Origin of the sequence: Citrobacter sp. Marseille-Q6884, assembly GCF_945906775.1 — a bacterium.
GTDB lineage: Bacteria > Pseudomonadota > Gammaproteobacteria > Enterobacterales > Enterobacteriaceae > Citrobacter.
Window position 1 is genome coordinate 2,212,637 of record NZ_CAMDRE010000001.1, and the last position, 14,325, is coordinate 2,226,961.

At 53.8% G+C, this 14,325-nt stretch carries 16 protein-coding genes; 8 read left to right on the top strand and 8 right to left on the bottom strand.

Features of this window, described 5'->3' with window-relative positions; genetic code table 11:
* Positions 1 to 8: 8 nt before the first annotated feature.
* Entirely contained in the window at positions 9 to 1,895 is a 1,887-nt protein-coding gene (gene prpE / locus N7268_RS10405; protein ID WP_260862837.1) for a propionate--CoA ligase, read from the top strand.
* 48 nt (positions 1,896 to 1,943) lie between these two features.
* On the opposite strand, the gene N7268_RS10410 is transcribed toward prpE, so the two are convergent.
* Positions 1,944 to 2,216 (bottom strand): YceK/YidQ family lipoprotein, encoded by a 273-nt coding sequence (locus N7268_RS10410; RefSeq protein WP_260862838.1) that lies wholly within the window; start codon positions 2,214 to 2,216, stop codon positions 1,944 to 1,946.
* Positions 2,217 to 2,390: 174 nt separating this feature from the next.
* On the opposite strand from N7268_RS10410, the gene N7268_RS10415 reads away from it, so the two are divergent.
* Together N7268_RS10415 and N7268_RS10420 are read left to right on the top strand one after the other, a co-directional pair.
* Positions 2,391 to 2,624, top strand: coding sequence for a type II toxin-antitoxin system Phd/YefM family antitoxin (locus N7268_RS10415; protein WP_260862839.1), 234 nt, complete (start codon positions 2,391 to 2,393; stop codon positions 2,622 to 2,624).
* Between the two features lie 31 nt (positions 2,625 to 2,655).
* A complete protein-coding gene (locus N7268_RS10420) occupies positions 2,656 to 2,988 on the top strand; it encodes a type II toxin-antitoxin system RelE/ParE family toxin (protein WP_260862840.1) in 333 nt (110 codons plus the stop codon).
* A gap of 85 nt (positions 2,989 to 3,073) precedes the next feature.
* Here N7268_RS10420 and N7268_RS10425 read toward each other — a convergent pair whose 3' ends face one another.
* Positions 3,074 to 6,151, bottom strand: a complete 3,078-nt coding sequence (locus N7268_RS10425) for a beta-galactosidase (RefSeq protein ID WP_260862841.1) — start codon at positions 6,149 to 6,151, stop codon at positions 3,074 to 3,076.
* Positions 6,152 to 6,261: 110 nt separating this feature from the next.
* Entirely contained in the window at positions 6,262 to 7,356 is a 1,095-nt protein-coding gene (locus tag N7268_RS10430; protein WP_260862842.1) for a LacI family DNA-binding transcriptional regulator, read from the bottom strand.
* Positions 7,357 to 7,521: 165 nt separating this feature from the next.
* Here N7268_RS10430 and N7268_RS10435 point away from each other — a divergent pair, with 165 nt between their 5' ends.
* Positions 7,522 to 8,130, top strand: a complete 609-nt coding sequence (locus N7268_RS10435; protein WP_260862843.1) for a class I SAM-dependent DNA methyltransferase — start codon at positions 7,522 to 7,524, stop codon at positions 8,128 to 8,130.
* On the opposite strand, the gene N7268_RS10440 is transcribed toward N7268_RS10435, so the two are convergent.
* Both N7268_RS10440 and N7268_RS10445 read right to left on the bottom strand, forming a co-directional pair.
* Positions 8,127 to 9,077: a GlxA family transcriptional regulator gene (locus N7268_RS10440; RefSeq protein WP_260862844.1), complete on the bottom strand. Its 951-nt coding sequence runs from the start codon at positions 9,075 to 9,077 to the stop codon at positions 8,127 to 8,129. The genes N7268_RS10435 and N7268_RS10440 overlap by 4 nt on opposite strands.
* 18 nt (positions 9,078 to 9,095) lie before the next feature.
* On the bottom strand, positions 9,096 to 9,872 hold the full coding sequence (locus N7268_RS10445) for an MBL fold metallo-hydrolase (RefSeq protein ID WP_260862845.1): 777 nt from the start codon (positions 9,870 to 9,872) through the stop codon (positions 9,096 to 9,098).
* Between the two features lie 208 nt (positions 9,873 to 10,080).
* Here N7268_RS10445 and N7268_RS10450 point away from each other — a divergent pair, with 208 nt between their 5' ends.
* Positions 10,081 to 10,632, top strand: coding sequence for a hypothetical protein (locus N7268_RS10450; protein ID WP_260862846.1), 552 nt, complete (start codon positions 10,081 to 10,083; stop codon positions 10,630 to 10,632).
* 67 nt (positions 10,633 to 10,699) lie between these two features.
* Here N7268_RS10450 and N7268_RS10455 read toward each other — a convergent pair whose 3' ends face one another.
* Entirely contained in the window at positions 10,700 to 11,155 is a 456-nt protein-coding gene (locus N7268_RS10455; protein ID WP_409929188.1) for a SymE family type I addiction module toxin, read from the bottom strand.
* Positions 11,156 to 11,533: 378 nt separating this feature from the next.
* Between N7268_RS10455 and N7268_RS10460 the strand changes: the two genes are divergently transcribed.
* Both N7268_RS10460 and N7268_RS10465 read left to right on the top strand, forming a co-directional pair.
* Positions 11,534 to 11,779 (top strand): YmjA family protein, encoded by a 246-nt coding sequence (locus tag N7268_RS10460; RefSeq protein ID WP_005127954.1) that lies wholly within the window; start codon positions 11,534 to 11,536, stop codon positions 11,777 to 11,779.
* An 86-nt stretch (positions 11,780 to 11,865) separates the two neighbouring features.
* Entirely contained in the window at positions 11,866 to 12,342 is a 477-nt protein-coding gene (locus N7268_RS10465) for a cold-shock protein (protein ID WP_260862847.1), read from the top strand.
* 39 nt (positions 12,343 to 12,381) lie between these two features.
* Here N7268_RS10465 and N7268_RS10470 read toward each other — a convergent pair whose 3' ends face one another.
* The gene (locus N7268_RS10470; RefSeq protein WP_260862848.1) at positions 12,382 to 12,948 is read right to left on the bottom strand and encodes a cysteine hydrolase family protein; all 567 of its coding nucleotides are present in this window, start codon (positions 12,946 to 12,948) and stop codon (positions 12,382 to 12,384) included.
* A 372-nt stretch (positions 12,949 to 13,320) separates the two neighbouring features.
* Between N7268_RS10470 and N7268_RS10475 the strand changes: the two genes are divergently transcribed.
* Entirely contained in the window at positions 13,321 to 13,545 is a 225-nt protein-coding gene (locus N7268_RS10475) for a hypothetical protein (protein ID WP_260862849.1), read from the top strand.
* Positions 13,546 to 13,729: 184 nt separating this feature from the next.
* On the opposite strand, the gene N7268_RS10480 is transcribed toward N7268_RS10475, so the two are convergent.
* Entirely contained in the window at positions 13,730 to 14,236 is a 507-nt protein-coding gene (locus N7268_RS10480; protein ID WP_260862850.1) for an SRPBCC domain-containing protein, read from the bottom strand.
* Positions 14,237 to 14,325: the final 89 nt, after the last annotated feature.

Consider the following 14,325-nt stretch of genomic DNA (forward strand, 5'->3'; position numbering starts at 1 on the left):
AGAGCATTATGTCTTTTAGCGAATTTTATCAGCGATCGATTACACAACCGGAGTCGTTCTGGGCCGAACAGGCCCAGCGTATAGACTGGCAGCAGCCGTTTACGCAGGTGCTGGACCATAGCCGTCCGCCGTTTGCCCGCTGGTTTTGCGGCGGGACAACCAATCTGTGCCATAACGCTATCGACCGTTGGCTGGATAAGCAACCCGATGCGCTGGCGCTGATTGCGGTTTCATCTGAGACCGAAGAAGAGCGCACGTTTACCTTTCGTCAGCTGTATGCCGAAGTCAACGTGGCAGCCGCGATGCTGTTGTCGCTGGGGGTAGAGCGCGGCGACCGGGTGCTGGTCTATATGCCAATGATCGCCGAAGCGCACATTACCCTGCTGGCCTGCGCGCGTATTGGGGCGATCCATTCGGTGGTGTTCGGTGGATTTGCGTCGCACAGCGTGGCGGCTCGGATCGACGATGCCCGACCCAAAGTTATCGTGTCGGCGGATGCTGGCGCGCGCGGCGGTAAAATCCTGCCGTATAAAAAGCTGTTAGACGATGCCATCAGTCAGGCGCAGCATCAGCCGAACCATGTGGTGCTGGTGGATCGGGGCCTGGCGAAAATGGCACGCGTGCCGGGGCGTGATCTCGATTTCGCCACGCTACGCCAGCAGCATCTTGGGGCACAGGTTCCCGTGGCCTGGCTGGAGTCGAACGAAACGTCCTGCATTCTCTATACCTCGGGGACGACCGGTAAACCGAAAGGTGTGCAGCGTGATGTCGGCGGCTACGCAGTCGCGCTGGCGACCTCCATGGACACCATTTTTGGCGGCAAAGCGGGTGGCGTTTTCTTCTGTGCTTCAGATATCGGCTGGGTGGTCGGGCACTCCTACATTGTCTACGCTCCGCTGCTGGCGGGGATGGCGACGGTGGTTTACGAAGGGCTGCCCACCTACCCGGACTGCAGCGTGTGGTGGAAGATTGTGGAGAAATATCAGGTTAGCCGGATGTTCTCTGCGCCGACGGCCATTCGCGTGCTGAAGAAATTCCCGACCGCGCAGATCCGCAATCACGATCTTTCTTCGCTGGAGGTGCTGTATCTGGCGGGTGAGCCGCTCGATGAGCCTACCGCGAGCTGGGTAACCCAGACGCTGGGCGTACCGGTTATCGATAACTACTGGCAGACCGAATCTGGCTGGCCGATTATGGCGATTGCCCGTGGCGTGGATGACCGGCCTTCACGGCTCGGCAGTCCTGGCGTGCCGATGTATGGCTACAACGTGCAGTTGCTCAATGAAGTCACTGGCGAGCCTTGTGAGGCGAATGAAAAGGGCATGCTGGTGATCGAAGGGCCGCTCCCACCGGGATGTATTCAGACCATCTGGGGGGATGATGAGCGCTTTGTGAACACCTACTGGTCACTGTTTTCTCGTCAGGTGTACGCCACCTTCGACTGGGGAATTCGCGACGCCGACGGTTATTACTTTATCCTTGGACGTACGGATGACGTGATCAACGTGGCCGGACACCGCCTGGGCACGCGTGAGATAGAGGAGAGCATCTCCAGCTATCCAAACGTAGCTGAAGTCGCGGTGGTCGGGGTGAAAGATGCGCTAAAAGGCCAGGTGGCGGTGGCGTTTGTGATCCCGAAGCAAAGCGACAGCCTGGAAGACCGCGACATCGCGCACGCCGAAGAAAAGGCGATCATGGCGCTGGTGGACAACCAGATTGGTAATTTTGGCCGTCCGGCGCACGTCTGGTTTGTGTCGCAACTGCCGAAAACGCGATCCGGGAAAATGCTCAGGCGTACGATCCAGGCGATCTGTGAAGGGCGCGATCCTGGCGATCTGACCACCATTGACGATCCTGCGTCGCTGCAGCAAATCCGTCAGGCGATTGAAGAGTAATGTGACGGTATGCCGGAGGGTATGAATATCGCCATCCGGCATCCTGCTTTAATTCGTTTTCTTATAAGGCCCGTGATAATAATCAAACGGCGCATATACCGTATCCGCGACAAAAGAGACCGGCACATCGACAAATAACAACGCTAAATCGAAATAGTTATAATCGTACGCGCCCGGGTTTTTAATTTTATCGATGTCGTGGTGCATACCCACATAATACGTATTTGAATCCTCGCCTTCCGTGCGCGCATTAATGCTGCCGCAACCTGAAAGTAATGCGCTGGTTACCAGCGCCATCACCGCCACCGCCTTTCTGTTCATTTTACAACCTGGCTTATCGTCCTGTTTGCCCATAACGGTAGAAAAGCGGTTGTTTAGCGGGATAACTTAAGCCATGGGGTTCATTGCAAGAATTTTCCGTGGGGGCTGTTGCTTGTTGGTGGTCTAAATATGGTTTATATTAAGACTGGTTTGAGGCTGAAAAATGAGCAAGTTATGAAAGTAGAGACCATTAGCTACGTGAAGAAAAATGCAGCGACACTCGACCTGTCAGAGCCAATCTTAGTCACCCAAAACGGTGTACCAGCCTATGTTATTGAATCCTATGATCAACAACAGGAGCGCGAGAATGCCATTGCCTTGTTGAAACTGCTGACGCTGTCGGAAAAAGACAAAGCAGAAGGGCGGGTATTCACGAAAGATCAGTTACTGGATGGCCTCGTTGACTGAGGCAAGCGTTCTCCATTGAAAAGGGTCTTAAATGGAACACAAGATTACCTTTGAGTACACGCTCACCGTAAAGCACTGCATTGATGACATTGTGCATTACCTTCGACGAGTGCAAGTCCCGCCACGCCCGGTTATTGCTGATATTCTGGCTCAGTTTGAAAGTACGGTCGGACAGTTCCCTTTGGGGAGCCAGATTTGCCCGGAACTGCTAAAGATAGGGTGCGCAAAATACCGGGAGTTTAATCATGCTGGCGGTTATCGCGTGTTGTACTGCCTTGAGGGAAACGTCGTGACTGCCCACGCGATTCTGGCGCACTGGCAAGATATACAGCAACTGCTGTTCAAACGACTGATTATGGTGTGATGCAACATGCCCGCTGGCGCTGCGCTGACCAGGCTACGGGTAAATCCCGTAGGCCGGATAAACCCAGCGCCATCCGGCACGATGATTAACCCCAAATTACCCGATAATGATAACGCCCCGCACTCAACAGAAACTCCGGTGAAACGGAGGGGCTCCACGAATCATCCCCGCCGACGCCCATATGAAAACCGTCGATATTCAGCCAGGTGCCGGCCTCCGGTTGCAGCAGGTGGCGATGGCTGGTTTCCATCAGCTGTTTTTGGCTGTAACGGCTGATATTGAACAGGAAGTCACCGCGCCACTGGTGCGCGCCGTAGCGTAGCTCACGTGTTCCGCAGCGCAGGCCGTTCTCACTCGGGAAGACGTAGGGGGTGTACATCTCATCCAGCGCAAGATCCCACCGACCAAAACAGGCCGCGCTCAGACGATCCGGGTAGTTCTCATGGGGACCGAGACCTAACCAGTTCACACGCCCGGCGACCTGCGTCAACTGGCAACTCAGGCCAATACGAGCCGGGTGTGGCGTGCCACTGGCGACGTCAACCTCCACCGTGATGTGCATCTTGCCGTGACCATCGATACGGTACGACTTACGGCTGATAAACAGCGTGTTGCCTCGATGTTGCCAGGCGTGTTCGGTGGTGATCAGTATGCTGCCCGACAGCGCTTCGGCTTCGCATAACAACAGTTTTGCTTCTGCATGATAGTGACCGGCAGCCTTCCAGCGTTCAACCCAGGCATTCGGATCGATACGCGCGACTTCACTGATGCCAATGTCGTTATCCAGCGGCGCACGGGTGAACTGGTCGGTGAGCGGGCTTAACAATTGGGGTTTATCATCCAGCCAGTATTGTGTGAGTACGCCTGTTCGGCGGCAGAATGCCCAGCGCTTATCACTTACTGCTACGGTAAAGGCGTTCTCGCTGATAGCCAGTGTTGGCGTCGCGTCGGCGCGGGGTGGCTGGGCCACATCGAGCTTCTCTTCGAGCTTCCACTGCTGCCAGGCGCTGATATGCCCGGTATCTGACCACGGCGTTGCCTGCGGCTGTTCCACGCGCACCGTCAGCCAGAGTTGACCCGCGGTTTCTGGCATCGGGATGTCCGGCAGGGTAATGCGCTGGCGCCCCTGGGGGGGAATATCCAGGACACATTCTCCGGCGGCCAGTGGGTTGCCGTCCTGGTCGATGGACCAGTGCAACCTTTCGTTATCGCTGTGGCGGAACAGATATTCACTGCGGACTTCAATCTGCCGTTGAGCGCCCGGCAGCAGCGTGAACTGGAAAAATTGCTGCGCGTGTTTGGCTTCATACAGTGAGGGATGCGGTGTGCGATCGGCGAACACCAGTCCGTTCATACAGAACTGGCGGTCGTTCGGCGTGTCGCCAAAGTCGCCGCCGTAGGCCGACCACGGATTGCCATTTTCATCGTATTTAATTAATGACTGATCCACCCAGTCCCAGACAAAACCGCCCTGCAGACGCGGATACTGGCGGAATGCCTGCCAGTATTTGGCATAACCGCCGAGGCTGTTACCCATGGCATGGGCGTATTCGCAGAGGATCAACGGGCGCTGTTCGCCCGGCATCGACAACCATTTTTTTATCGACCATTTTGGGACCGCCGGGAAGGGCTGATCCTGATCGACGCGGGCGTACATCGGGCAAATAATGTCGGTTGCCGCGGTATTTGCGCCGCCGCCTTCATACTGTACCGGGCGGGAGGGATCGTCTGATTTTATCCAGCGATACAGCGCGTCGTGATTCGCGCCGTGACCGGACTCATTGCCCAGCGACCAGATGATAATGCTCGGGTGGTTGCGGTCACGCTGTACCATGCGCGTCACGCGCTGGCTCATGGCGGGGAGCCAGACAGGATCATCGCTCAGACGGTTCATCGGCACCATGCCGTGGGTTTCGATATTGGCCTCATCGACGACATACAGGCCGTAGCGATCGCACAGGGTGTACCACAACGGGTGATTCGGGTAATGGGAGCAGCGAACGGCGTTGAAGTTGTTCTGCTTCATCAGAATGATGTCTTGCACCATCGTGGCTTCGTCCATCACCTGACCGTTTTGGGGGGGATGTTCGTGACGGTTCGCGCCGCGGATCAGCAGGGGTTTGCCATTGAGTAACAGCAGACCGTTCTCAATGCTGACCTGACGAAAACCGATGTCGCAGGCTTCGGTCTCGATCAACGCGCCATCCAGGGTCTGTAACGTGACGACGCCGCGGTAAAGATTCGGGGTTTCTGCACTCCACAGTCGCGGGTGCTCAACGTTCATCCGCAGAGTCGTGCGATCCGAATAGGCACCGCGTTCATCGATGATGTCGCTGCCCAATGCCGACGTGGTGTCGCCGGTCAGCGTGTCGCCATCCCACAACTGTAACGTCACGCGTAAATCATCACGCGGCTCACCGGCGATTCTGACTTCCGCTTCCAGCACGGCACGGCTGAAATCATCGTTAAAACGGGTGTGGATGCGCAGATCGCGAATATGAATGTCGGGTTTGTGCAGCAGTGAAACGTCGCGGAAGATGCCGCTCATGCGCCACATATCCTGGTCTTCCAGGTAGCTGCCATCGCTCCAGCGCAGCACCATCACCGCCAGACGGTTCTCGCCGTCAGTCAAAAAATCACTGAGATCAAATTCGGAAGGCAGACGACTGTCCTGTCCATAGCCGACCCAACGACCATTGCACCACAGATGAAAGGCGGAATTAACGCCATCAAAAATAATGCGCGTCCGACCCGTTTGTCGCCAGTCCGCGTCAAGATTAAATGTGAGCGAATAACATCCGGTGGGATTATCCGCCGGAACGTACGGAGGGTTGACCGGGAACGGGTACGTAATGTTGGAGTAGATGGGGGCATCGTAGCCGCTCATCTGCCAGTTAGAAGGCACATTGAGCGTTTCGGCCTGCGGCAAATCCTTCTCAAGCCAGCTTTCGGGCACGGAGCCGGGCGAGGCAAACCAGGCGAATTGCCACGCGCCGTTCAGTGAACGCCGCTGCGCCGAAGGCTGTTGGCTACGCGCGTCATCCGCAGAACGCCAGCTGCAGAACGGCGGGTGCGCCTCCAGACGATTGCGTTGCGTGACGCCGGGGTTTTCCCAGTCGCGGCGCGCCAGTACGGCGGCGAGTGAATCCGTGTTCAGGGTCATGGCGGTATCCTGGTTGTTTTGTTATTCGCTCACAATTTAAGTAAACATAAGATGCACCACGAGAACCTGTAAAGGCGCGGAGGTTTAATGGGTGAACTGACTCACAGTAATTACGGCGCGTTAGCGTTGAGCAGCGAAACCTGGCGTGCCAGCTGCATCAGCGACTCCGCCAGTGCCTGAGGCGTGGCGGTCTGTGTGTCTGGCGGCAGAACCGTTTTGCGCTCGATCAGCGTGACGGGCAGGCGCAGATTGCCGGAAGGGGATTCACCCTGTGAAAGCTGCAACAGCGTCTCGACGCTGGTTTTTCCGAGCAGCGGGAAATCCTGCCTGATGGTCGTCAACGGGGGGAGGTAACAGGCGCTGTCTTCGGTGTCATCATAGCCAATGACGGAGATGTCGGCTGCGACCCGCAGGCCAGACTCGCTGATTGCCCGCATCGCGCCCAGCGCCATCTGATCGTTGGCGACCAGTATGGCGGTCGGGAGAGTACCGCCGTTAAGCATCTGCATCGTTTGATGAAAGCCCGACATGGCGCTCCAGTCGCCTTCCATTTCTGCAATGGGGGGGCGCTGGTAGTGCGCCAGATACTTTTGCCAGCCCGCATGGCGTAACCTTGCCGAGACCGAGGTACGTGGCCCGCTCAGCAGGGCGATTCGCTGATGCCCGCGCTGTACCAGATGCTCAACGCCGAGGCGTGCGCCATCGTCATGGGAGAAAATGATGCTGTTCACCGGCGTCTGCTCACCGACATCCAAAAACAGCACCGGTACCGCGCCGCAGGTGGCCGCCACCGCAATGGCCTCTTCTTCATCCAGCGGATAGTTGATGATAAGCCCGGTCACGCGCTGTGAAAGCAGGTTATGCACCGCGGCTTTACACGCATCGATGCCGTTGCGCTCCACCATGGCGATCACCACGCTGGCACCGGACTGGTCGGCACGGGATTTAATGGCGGCAACGATCTGCGAGGGCGCGTGCAGGGCAAGGTTAGCGGTCGCCACGCCAATCAACGGTGTTTGTTTGCCTGCCAGTTGCTGCGCAAGGCGGTTGGGGATGTAATTGAGCTCCGCCATCGCGGCCTCAACTTTGTGTCGGGTTTTGGCGGAAACGTGGCTGGCCTGATTCACGACGCGAGAGACCGTCTGGTAAGAGACCCCTGCATGGTCTGCAACATCGTATAGCGTTACCGGTTTCACATTGCTCACCCTGATGATTACCTTATCTGCGCGCTATCATGCCATAGCGTGGAGGGTTTTGGGTATTTGTGGTCGGGTTCTGCGAGGCGCATTCCAGGGATACGAATTGCATGATGGCAGGTTTATCGGCGTTATGTTTAACTGAATGATATCTCGATAAAAAGTGAGGGTAGCGTGAGCGATTCAGCGGCAAACCATATTTTGTCTATCTACCGACGTCATGCGGATGCCTTTGCCAGCCAGCGTTCGCGCTCACTGTTTGAAAAAAGCTGGCTGGATAAATTCATCAATGTTATTGGCGGGCAGGGCAGCATTGTGGATATCGGCTGCGGCAATGGTCAGCCGATTGCCGGTTATTTTATCCAGCAAGGCTTTCAGCTAACGGGGATTGATGGCTCTGCGGCGATGCTGGCGCGCGCCCGGCACGCTTTTCCCGCACAGCGCTGGCTGGAGCAGGATATGCGCGAGCTCACGCTAAATGAAACTTTTGATGGTCTGCTTGCGTGGGACAGTTTTTTTCATTTAACCCAGCAAGACCAACAAAAGATGTTCCCGATTTTTGACCGTCTCAGCCACCCCGGCAGCGCGCTGATGTTTACCAGCGGCACGGATAATGGCATCGCAATGGGGCAGTTTGAAGGTGAGCCGCTGTTTCATGCCAGCCTCGCGCCCGATGAATACCGCGCACTGTTGTCAGCGCACGGCTTTGCGGTGATCGACATGATTATGGAAGATCCGCACTGCGCCGGACACACGGTCTGGCTGGCGCAAAAACGCGGCTAAACGCCACGAAAGGTTTTACGCCACTCGGCAGGGCTGACGCCGAAGTGCGCTTTAAAATGCTGACGCCAGGTGACGGGGGAGAGAAAACCGACCTGCTCGGCGATGCGCTCAACGGGTAAGTGGCTGGACTCCAGCAGCACCTGGCTGCGGCGCAGTCGCTCGGCAATCAGCCACTCTGCGACGCTCGCCCCGGTGGCTTTCATAAAGTGGCGGGTCAGGGTTCGACGGCTCATCATCACCCGCTGCGCCAGAACGTCGAGACTGTGCTGCTCGTGAATATGCTGGCGCAAATAATCGAGCAGGGTGTTGATGCGCTGATCCTGGGTATTTTTCGCCACCGGTTGTTCGATAAACTGCGCCTGGCCGCCCTCGCGATGTGGCGGTACGATCATCCGCCGGGCGATCTGATTTGCCACCGTGCTGCCAAAGCGCTGACGGATCACATACAGGCAGCAATCCAGCGCGGCGGCGGTGCCTGCTGAAGTAATAATGCCGTCGTCGTCCACGTACAGGGCGTTAATATCCAGACGAGCCGCCGGGAAGCGCGCCTGAAAATCCTGCTCGAACTCCCAGTGCGTGGCGGCCCGTTTACCATCCAGCAGACCCGCATAGCCAAGAACAAACGCGCCAAGACACAAGCCGACGATTTGGGCACCGTTTTGCCGCGCGTGATGAAGCGCATCGAGCAGGCTTTGCGGCGGGCGATGCGCCGTCGTGCCCCAGTAAGGGATCACCACAATATCGGCTTTCTCCACCGCGTCATAACCGTGCGCGGCGGTGATCGAGAAACCCTCCTGCGAAGAGACAATACCGGGATTTTCGGCGCACAGTTGCACGTCAAAGCGCTTTTTCGCCGCCATTTTTTCACTGAACAGGATACACGGCACCGAGAAGTGAAACGGGCTGAAATCTTCCACGGCAACAATGGCGACGGCAAGTGGCTGCATACGATTCCTCTGCGGGCATTAAAACGTCAGGGTTTCGCCATCTTCCGGCACGTTGACGAATTCTGCAATCTGGTTGTCGCGTACGTACTCTTTCAGAGCCGCGCGCGTCAGCAGGCAGTGGTTAATCGCCTCCATATGGGTCGCCACTATCTGTGCTTCGGGCAACGTGAAATGGGTTTTCAGCACATCTTCCGCGCCCATAATGATCGGGCCAAAACCGATGATGTGGGCAAAACCGGCATTCAGTACCACCACATCAGGCTGGAAAGTCTGCATGTTGGATTCAACTTCGTCGCGCCAGAGAGTGTCCCCGACCAGATACAGCGTTTTTTCTGTCGGATGCTGGAAGATAACCCCGCAGGCCTCGCCTAAACGTTCTGCCAGTTCAGGGATCGCGTAAGCACGGTCTGAGCCATGCTGGCCGCCGGTTTTACGCAGGGTGATATCGCCTATCGCGGTATTCTGCGTCAGCACGGTAAGTTGGGTGAAACCCTGCTGGCGTAACACCTGCGCGTCTTGTTCATTTTGCACATAGACCGGTTTGTCTTTCGGTACGACGCGAGCCGCGGCCTCATCCCAGTGATCTTCATGCAGATGGGTCACGATCAGCGCATCGACGTCGAGCAGGGTATCGATGTCGATGGGCAGATCGACGGTCGGATTGCGGATTTCTGCGCGCGCCGTTCCGGCAAAGCCCGGATACGCGCCTTTTGACGCCAGCATCGGATCGACCAGAAAGGTTTTGCCGCCAAAAGTAATACGCTGCGTGGCGTTACGGATTTGCGTGATGTTCATGGTGTTTGCTCCACGTGTTGGGTCAGTGGTGTCATCCTAGAGTGTTGTCCAGAAGATGAATGTGGGCAAATGGGCGAGTTGTGATGAGATTGGGCCAAACTGGATTTTAACTAAGCATCAGATGGATACTGCCGATAACCTGATGTCGGTTTATTTCTCCAGAAAGAGAAATCAGAATGAATTCCAAAATAAAACAGGGACATGGCAAATGATTAAAGGCATAAGCATCTTATTCGCGACCACGATTCTGGCAGGATGTAGCGTTGATTTTTCGGATACGCTCCCGGATTACACAGGCAGCGACGCGGCGTATATCCGTGTTGAAAATACGCTGCAACCCATGCCGTACAAAATAGAAAAACAGATCCCCGCCGGGAACTGCTGGAAGTCCGACAAAACGTATGGCATCACCTCTAAAGTCGCGATTGCGGGCATTAAAGTCAGAACCTCTAAGTCGGTGCAGGGCATTGCGCCGCCTTCCGCCGATTTCGCGAACAAAAGCTATCAGGAATATACCATTCAGCCGGGATTCACCTATGGCGTAGGGTGGAGAAGAGAAGAGCGAAGCATGTACGGCATCGATCTGGGGCAAACCTATTCGGGTTCGTTCCACGCTGATAAAGGGCATACGTACGAAATCAGCAATGACAATAATGAAGTACGCATTGTTGATCTGAGTAAAGACGCTTCTCCAACCACGAAACCGTTACCGGAATGTAATTACAATCGGGATATGTTTGGTAAAAAACAGTATCTCTGACAATGTGATTGCGCGTTGGCCGCCATCCGGCAAGAAGATGGCGGCAAGTAAAATGCCTGAAGCATGTTTATCTGCGGCGTTTAATCACCGGTTCATCCCCTAAATCATTTAGCGCGCCGGGAAACGTTTTTAACCACTGACTGACTTTCTGCTTATTAATATTCACCACACTCATTCCCTCAAGACAACCCCATAATTCTCTTGTATGTTGCGGCGTAATAACGATGCAATCTTTCATCACGCGTATTTTCACCGGCATACCATTAATAAATCCGGCATTGGGTAACCACTCTCCGCTGAGCGGCAAATAGTGATGATCCACCCGTGAATACAGCTCGCAGCAGGCCGAACTGTCCTGCACGGACGCCGCTCGCGGATGAATACTTGCTTCCTCCGTCCGTTTACTGTGCAAACGGCTACGGTGGTTATTGCGTAGCAGCTCGAAGTTTTGCGGCTCATCCGGCAAAACGCCAGAATCTGCTTGGGCAAAAGTGGGTTCTGACATAAAATTCGCGTCAGCCATAATCAACTCCTGGTTAGTTGTTTTGTGGTTAGCGGTGTAAAGGTGTTCGTGCACCTTTATGCCGCGGATCCCCGTTATTATCTCGCCGCCTTCCTGCAGCGCGAATTATTAAGGGGGATAGATTTACAATGATCTTATATTCCCTTCATTACTGAACTCATTAACCTGCGGCTATTATTATACCGTGCTGAATAAAAACACAGTGAAAATAAAATAAGGAACATTTATTAAATGCGAAGCGGCTCCAGAAAACATGACAAATATATGTAACGTATTGCAGCCAATAAAACAGATCGCGAACCATGAAATAAGAATGCTATCATCCGCACCAGACGCGGCAGGCAACTGCTGGCACCCGCATTGACCCCGGAGCAACAGATGAACAACGACATTCCGCTAAAATATTATGATATCGCCGACGAGTACGCGACCGAGGCCGCAAAGCCGGTGAGCGATGCAGAGCGCGACGCGCTGGCGCACTACTTCCAGCAACTGATCACCCGTTTAATGAACAACGAAGAGATCAGCGAAGACGCGCAGCAAGAGATGGCAACGGTTGCCGGGGTTGACGCGCAGCGTATCGATGATATCGCGGAGTTCCTCAATCGCTGGGGTAACGAGTAGCCAAAGACGTGGCCTGTGTTTTACACTGCGCGCAAATTGAGTAGATATACTCTACGAGTATTAGGTTTAATCAGGCGGAAACAGCAATGAACGGAACAATCACAACGTGGTTTAAAGATAAAGGCTTTGGATTTATCAAAGATGAAAACGGCGACAACCGCTATTTTCATGTGATTAAGGTTGCTAATCCTGAGCTGATCAAGAAAGACGCGGCAGTCACCTTTGAGCCGACCACCAACAACAAAGGTCTGTCTGCCTATGCGGTGAAAGTCATACCAGACAGCAAATACATTTATATCGCGGGTGAGCGCCTGAAGCTCACGGCGATCAAGTCTTACCTGGTCTACAGCGAAGAAGTCCCTGTCGAGACCCGTATCGATAAAGAAAATGCGGTGCTGTCTGTCGGCGTGCTGATGAACAGCATCCGACCGAAATCAGACGTGAAGCCTGGCGAAATGCGCACGCTGAAAAAGCTGGCGATCACCACCTTCCAGGGCACCACGCTGATCTTCTCAGAAGATGAGATCGACATCGACGCAACAGTGAAGCTGCTTAAAGTCTAAATCGCTGCGAAGTGAACAAATACCGAAACACTGCCTGAGTTAAGGACGGGGTTTCGGTTTTTTTGATAGCTGTTCATTTAACTCTTTTGTTGTTACCACGGTAGCAAAATCCGCAGCCAGAAGCGCAAGTGTGACATCCAGGATGGTTTTTGCCCCTGGTTCACCATCTTTCAGTGCAAAACTAATAACAGCATCCTGAATCACGGTCATCTTAAGCCCTGCATCAGCCCCCGCTCTAATCGTGGAAGTGACGCAAAATCCAGCGACGGCACCGATAACAATACACGTTGAGAGCTGATGGTCTTTTAAATACGTTAACAGCCCGGTTGAGCTGAATGCGGATGAGGTATTTTTTACAAATACAGGTTCACCCTGTTTTTCCTCAAATCCTTTTACAGGCTGAGAAAGGGGAGAACTGTGATGCAATAACGATCCCTCTTCGGTGGAGTGATGCCGTATGTGTATCACTGGAATCATGCTGTTTCTGACTATTTCCAGAATGGTTCGCATGTTATCTATTGCGTTATGCGGGAACATTTCCACGCCCTGATTTATTCTGTCAGTCACAAAATTTTGCATATCAACAATCAGTAACGCAGTAGTCATTATTTCTCCTGGGTATAATAAATTAAAAAATGAGATGGTTATCACACCTGAAATTTATCTCTTTGTTTAATTAAGCATATTCATGCTTTGTTCTCTCTACAGTCATTATGTTATACGTTCTCCGTGGATTAAAATATGATAATGTTGGTCATTTCTCAATCAGCCGAGAGAACAATTGCGAACATCCGTTCCTCGCGCACCGCAGCCAGTCATACCGGACGCCTGTCAGCAGTCGAGCAACCAGCGATGGACTGAATTATCTCAATGTCCTGCCAGGACGAAAATGAATACTAACCCTATATTTATTAGTGGTTATGTGGAGGTCGTTCATCTATTCTGCTTGCATCAGCGAGCAGGCAGGAGGCACTCTTTGTGGATAATCCGATACTTCAGAAAACTGTCATTACCGTTATTTTTGTTCTGTGGGTAATAAATGAATTCAGGACAAAGAAAAAAAAGCATTCTGACCCTGCCATTGAAGAAGCCGACGCCAGAGAACGTCATGAATGGCGATATCTCAGATGGGGAGGGCGGGTAATACAAATGGCTGCGACCGTATTTATTTTTGTTCAGCTGATGCAGTTTTTACTGAGGTAGCCTTTCACTGGCTGAGGGTGTGAATGCCTTTTGCGTGGCAGGCGCGGATATTTCAGACACGGCCGCGCAATGTCACCTGGAAGTGATGACAGGATTAACCTGTCATTACGTGCAATAGCAAAGGGGCAAATATTTGTGAGGCTGCGGGGAAGTGCAACCTCAGTAATATAACTGCGGAAAGCGATTATTGCTTTGCTGCCCGAATCAGGCCGTCAAGCCATTCCTGATGACCATTAAGCATTGGGTTCGGGCGGGTATTTGCCAGATGTTCTGCCGGGACTCCGTTCTGTGTTTCCTGCGTCAGGATACGGAGCCTGTGACCGGAAAGATCCTCCAGTAGCCATGCATGATGCACATCGAGTCGTTGAGCGGTATTTTCTTCACCGGACCATCCGTGCCATGCCAGACGAGCAGGTTTACCTTCCGCAGGTGGAACACACTCCACAACCTGAGCTTCAACGGGGAAACCAAACGTGCTGAAGTAGAAGCGCACCCTATTTTCCAGTTCGGGTCCTTTATTGTGATAAAAGCGCACATCCGCGGAGTTTTTATAATATTCCGGCCATAACAATGGCTGACTCAGGAGCGGCCAGACATCATTGACGTTCAGACCTGAGATGATCATTTCATTAGAAACAAAGTTATCGGTAAAACCCGGAACAAAACCTTCTGGCCAGTTAATCGCGTTCATCAATTTCTCCCATTGCGATAGTGAATTGCACTGCGTGTGCCGTTACGGCAACAACGTGATGGCAGTGATTATTGGCGCAATGGAGTTAT